Origin of the sequence: Collinsella sp. AM23-17 (assembly GCF_003470945.1) — a bacterium.
GTDB classification, from domain to species: domain Bacteria; phylum Actinomycetota; class Coriobacteriia; order Coriobacteriales; family Coriobacteriaceae; genus Collinsella; species Collinsella aerofaciens_O.
Genome location: NZ_QRHU01000041.1, coordinates 268 through 4555 on the forward strand (window position 1 = coordinate 268; position 4288 = coordinate 4555).

A 4288-nucleotide genomic window follows, 5' to 3' on the forward strand; every position below is an offset into this window, starting at 1 on the left:
GAGGAGGGAAGCGTACTTTATGTACGCGACCGACGATTGAGGGGCAAGATGGGGTGCCCGGGGCTCGCGCAGCGTCAACAAAAAACGCGGTTCGTTAGAACCGCGTAAGATAGTTGGAGCGGACAACGGGGCGTCTGCGTATTCGCTTCGCGGATCCGCACCGGCTTCGGCCGCCTGCCGGCGTCCTCGCCAGCTCGCTACAAACGCTCCGCGTTTGCTTAACGCTCGCTCCCTCTCGGGTTCGAGCCCAAGCGATGGGTACGAAAAAGCCCGGCTACCGTAGTAGTCGGGCTGCTGCGTTTGGAGCGGACAACGGGGCTCGAACCCGCGACCCCAACCTTGGCAAGGTTGTGCTCTACCAACTGAGCCATGTCCGCATATGTAAAACAAAACGGGCGCCGGAGCGCCCGGATGTTGCTTGGAGGCGAAGCCCGGATTCGAACCGGGGGTAAAGGCTTTGCAGGCCTCTGCCTTACCACTTGGCCACTTCGCCGAAAAAGGACCGCCTAAACGGTCCGGAAATGCAATGGAGCGGACAACGGGGCTCGAACCCGCGACCCCAACCTTGGCAAGGTTGTGCTCTACCAACTGAGCCATGTCCGCTTGCGGGTTATTAATTTACGCGAGTTGTCCAAAAGACGCAAGTACTTTTTTCAAAAAACTTGTCTGCCGCATGTTCTTAGTAGCTAAACGCGCTAAAGCGATTGGCTAGGCACACGACTCCAGCGCTCCGCTAAACAGCTTCACCATCTGCACGCGCGTGCCGGCGCCGTCCGTACGACGAGCAACCTCCACGTTATCGACGAGCATACGCATAAGCTTGATACCACGGCCGCGCTCCTCTGATGCGACCGGTTCGCTCGTTTCATCGATAGAATAGCCGGCACCTCGATCAAGCACCTCAACCACAACGCGATCGCCATAGGCCTGAACCGTCAGGACGCACCCGATACCGCCCGCATGGTCATAGGCATTACCCAGCGCCTCCCCCGACGCCAATGCGACATCGTAGCGCTCGTCACGGCGCAACGGAAGCGATTCAAGGAGTTCGGCGATGCGATGTCGGTAGTATGGAAGATTCTCGATACCCTGACGGACCTCGACGCTCTTACTCCAGCGAGGCAGCTCCCCCACCGGAATGGCGGGAATAGGCTCCCGTGTCGGCCCCGCGACATGAAGAATATCGACAAGACGAGCAATCTCCAAAAAGCGAACAACTTCACCCGATGCATTGACGAGCGAGAGCAGGCCTTCTCGCCTCATGAGCTCACGAGCGCGCGTAAGCAGGAATGCCAAGCCCGTCGAATCGATAAAGCTAACAGCCTGACAGTTGATGACGACACGACGCACGCCGCGGCCAATCAAAGCATCCAACCGCCGACGCAGCGCAGGCACCGTGGCGATGTCGATATCGCCTGGTGGCGTCAAAACCGCTATGTCATTCCACTCATTCATACGACCATGGTTCCCCAAAAAAGCCCACTCGATGCATTCGTTTCCCCAACCGTACGGATTCAGCCCGCCCAGCGTCGTCTATGAACGACCCCGTAAAAACTCAAGGGACACCAATGCAATGTCATCGTCCAGCGCCGATTCGGTAAATCGGTCAAGCTCGCCCAAGACCTTGCCGCAAATGCCCGACACGCCCTCACCCGAGACAGAGAGCAGAAGGTCGCGAAGGCGCTGCTCGCCAAAAAAAGCACCCGAGCGGTCACGCGCTTCGATTGTTCCGTCGGTGTACATAAATAGCATGTCACCAGGAGCGAACGTAAACACGCCTGTCTCGTACACCATGCTCTCAAAGGCACCGATTACCCCCGATTGGCATCCAAGCAGCTCGACCTCTCCCCCACGAGCCTCGCCGCCACCCAGCGGCATCGACTCTGGCCTGATGACCATGGTCGGAGGATGGCCCGCCGAACAATACGTTGCGCGTCCGGCTTTAAGGTCAATCTTGGCGATAAAGGCCGTCACGAACGTCTCGACCCTCGAAAAGCCCATAAGCATGCTGTTAAGAGAGCGTGCCATGCGGGCCGGTCCAGCGCCCTCCCAGGCATATGCCGTCAGGGCCGTCTTGACGAGTGCGGACATCGATGCAGCCTCAATGCCTTTGCCAGACACATCGCCCAGAATCATGACGGCGCAATCGTCGGGAAGACGGATGAGCGTATAGAAATCGCCGCCGACCAACGCCGAGTTCGTGGCCGACAGGTACACCGAATCGGCGGCGATTCCCGGAACATCCCCCAGTGAATTTCTCATGCCAATCTGGAGGGTCTGAGCGATATGGCGCTCCTCACGCTTTTGAGATTCGCCTTCATAGATCAGTTCAAAGTCATGAGCCAAGTGCACCAAGTAGTCATATTCAAGGTCATCAATCGGCTCTTGGCTACCATCACGAAGCAGCAGCGCACGCGTCGTCGGCCCCTTCGCAACAGAAGCAGGAACGATTGCGTCGTTACTGTGCTTGCCATCGCCCTCAGGGCGTGGGCGCCCCGCCTCGATGCCGGCGTCGACGTAGAGACCCTGGCAAGGCAGGCCATGCGCTCTAAGCCAGCCTCCCATAGGCATCGATTCGTCAACGCGAGTTATACGGACGTGTTTAAGGTCCTCGGCACTCGTGCCGCCCAAAACAGATGCCTCAAAGCCATCAGGGGCAGCCCCCAGACGTGCCGCTGGCGCCGTCGTGGAAAAGAAAAGCTTCTCGGGATCGTCCGGCAAAGCAACGCGACTGCCGCCTTCAAAATCTATGACGTAGGAATCCAGACTGGCGTCATACTCAACAGGGCAAAAATGGCAGTTGAGCATATTGCAGATCTCGGACGACACCGCCTGGGTAGCCGCGGCGGAATCGTCTAGAAAGGTAAACAACTCATCACGCAGCACATTGAGGGAACGACCAAGCTCGGCCGTGCGACGGGAGCGAAGGCTCGATGCCATGCCGACCAGCTGGATAGACAGGTAATCGCAAATGACCTCGAGCACATTAACGTCATAGGCGAGCGGTGCCTGGGGGCGTTTCCAACCAACTTCCAGCACGCCGAGGATCTGCGTACCGTAAAAAACGGGAAGACAGATTTCACTGCGGTACGGAGGCATATCCTGCATGCGCAACAGGTGCTTTGAACGATTATCCAGGTCCATGAACATACCGGAGGCGGCCTTATCGCCCTCAAGGTCCTGTTGGATCGACAAGCGACAGGCGCGCGACTCGCGAAGAACATACGTCGGAATGCCAGCGCCATACGGCAAAAACTCGGGCAGGTAGCTGTCGTACAGCTCCCTGGAAACACCGCGAAGCTTAAAGCCGCCGCTCTCAGAAAAATAGATAGCGGCACCCGAAGCATCGAGCGTTCCTACAAGCTGGTTCAAAACGGTATCAAGCAGGCTGGGTAACTCATCGGAGCCCACAGTGCTCATAATGACCGAGAGCGTCCCAGAGAGACGCTTGTTCGCCACTCTAAGCTCCGATAACGCACGCTTGAGCTGACGGTCGTGAGAATACTGTTCCTCGATACTGTGAAGCGCCACCAGGACACGTGGTGCGCGGCGCCCAAAGATGCGTGGAGGCGTTACGGAGCCCGCACGAACCAAGACGGGAATAAAAGAGCCGTCACTTAGCTTGAGCATCAGTTCGTTCTCGGAGCCATCAGTATCAAATGGCAGACGATGTTCCGTCGCACGTTCAAAAGCGGACGAGTACAGGACGTCTTTAACATCTCCACCGATGACGTCGGCGCGTTCCTCGCACATCAAACCAAGTAAGCGATTATTCACATGCAGAATGGTTCCGTCGAGCTCGCAGATGATGACAGCATCGCTCGTGATCTCGACTAGTTGGGCAACGTCTGCCCACTCGTTGCGTTCAAGCGTTTCCATCGTGGACCCCACCGTCTATCGGTAACAAAAAAGCCTCCGAAGAGGCTTCTCAAATGCGATGGTGTCGGAGGCGGGACTTGAACCCGCATGACCAAAAAGCGGTCACTAGCACCTCAAGCTAGCGCGTCTGCCAATTCCGCCACTCCGACATGCTATGTTGTTGATTCGCAGTTCGTTTTGTTCGACCCGCGCGTTCAACGAGGAAGATAATAACCTATGATTCGAGAACTGTGCAAGCACTTTTTTCAAAAAAGTTTACGAATTTGTAAATGCGCAGGTAGATCCGTATGCCCGGCCCCGAATCGGTGTTGCCTCCCGGCGCGTCCTCGGGCATGGGCGATATTTTGCTACGCACTTCATGCTGCAAAATATCGCTCCCCCTGCGGAATGCGCCGGGAGGCAACACCGA

3 protein-coding genes and 4 tRNA genes are annotated in these 4288 nt (G+C 57.1%); all 7 read right to left on the minus strand.

Annotation, left to right across the window (positions count from 1 at the left end):
• Window positions 1–301: 301 nt before the first annotated feature.
• A tRNA-Gly gene (locus DW645_RS09695) sits at window positions 302–377 on the minus strand.
• Between the two features lie 42 nt (window positions 378–419).
• Window positions 420–493: transfer RNA gene (locus DW645_RS09700), tRNA-Cys, on the minus strand.
• Between the two features lie 34 nt (window positions 494–527).
• A tRNA-Gly gene (locus DW645_RS09705) sits at window positions 528–603 on the minus strand.
• A 105-nt stretch (window positions 604–708) separates the two neighbouring features.
• Complete coding sequence (locus tag DW645_RS09710; RefSeq protein ID WP_117648303.1) at window positions 709–1455, minus strand: anti-sigma factor antagonist; 747 nt, start codon at window positions 1453–1455, stop codon at window positions 709–711.
• A 78-nt stretch (window positions 1456–1533) separates the two neighbouring features.
• Window positions 1534–3879: a GAF domain-containing SpoIIE family protein phosphatase gene (locus tag DW645_RS09715; RefSeq protein ID WP_118227343.1), complete on the minus strand. Its 2346-nt coding sequence runs from the start codon at window positions 3877–3879 to the stop codon at window positions 1534–1536.
• A 59-nt stretch (window positions 3880–3938) separates the two neighbouring features.
• Window positions 3939–4028, minus strand: a tRNA-Leu gene (locus DW645_RS09720).
• Between the two features lie 65 nt (window positions 4029–4093).
• A partial coding sequence (locus DW645_RS10150) for a hypothetical protein (RefSeq protein ID WP_233540763.1) occupies window positions 4094–4288 on the minus strand: 195 nt, incomplete at its 5' end.

Coding starts and splice junctions, on each gene's coding strand:
- DW645_RS09715 (WP_118227343.1), bottom strand. CDS start 3,879: ATGGAAACGCTTGAACGCAACGAGTGGGCAGACGTTGCCCAACTAGTC.
- DW645_RS09710 (WP_117648303.1), bottom strand. CDS start 1,455: ATGAATGAGTGGAATGACATAGCGGTTTTGACGCCACCAGGCGATATC.